At 70.6% G+C, this 588-nt stretch carries 1 protein-coding gene; it reads left to right on the top strand.

The window, feature by feature from the left end:
- Window positions 1-102: 102 nt before the first annotated feature.
- Window positions 103-588, top strand: a 486-nt coding sequence (locus tag OO70_RS50550; protein ID WP_407702909.1) for a helix-turn-helix transcriptional regulator, incomplete at its 3' end; no start/stop codon positions are given.

Below are 588 nucleotides of genomic sequence, written 5' to 3'. Positions count from 1 at the left end.
GCGCTCGGGGTGTCCCTGCGGACCATCACCCGGGACCTGAACTGGCTCCGCGACGCCGGTCTTCCGGTGACCGCACACCGGGGCCGCTTCGGAGGCGTGACCATGCTGCCCGGGGCCGGGCCCGACCTCACGCGCCTCACACCGGGCGAGCGTGATCATCTGTCGCTCACCGGGCTGGACGAGAGGCAACGTGCGGAGCTCGACGCATCGGCCGAAAGCCGGCGCGCGCTCTCCAAGATCGCCGCCACGCAGCCACGTCGAGATCATGAGCTCCTGCCGCTCACCGACGTCGTGCACGTGGACAGCCGCCCCTGGCATCAGGCACGGGCTTGCGGCACGACTCCGGCTTCGCTGATCGGCCCGGTGCGGCGAGGCCGCCGGCTGCGGATCGCGTACGACAGCCCACGCGAGTCAGGCCCGCGCGACCTGGTCGTGGATCCCTACGGGCTGTTCGCCAAGGCCGGCATCTGGTACCTCGTCGCCGACCGTGCCCGAGAGCCACGGATGTACCGACTCGAACGGATCACGACGTGGAAAGAAGTCGACCGGCCACGACGGATCCGCGAGAACCAGACCCTGGCCACCGTC

The organism is Streptomyces xylophagus (genome assembly GCF_000716435.1).
Taxonomy (GTDB): domain Bacteria; phylum Actinomycetota; class Actinomycetes; order Streptomycetales; family Streptomycetaceae; genus Streptomyces; species Streptomyces xylophagus.
The sequence above is the reverse complement of the archived record's forward strand: the minus strand, read 5'-3'. Positions and strand labels throughout refer to the sequence as shown.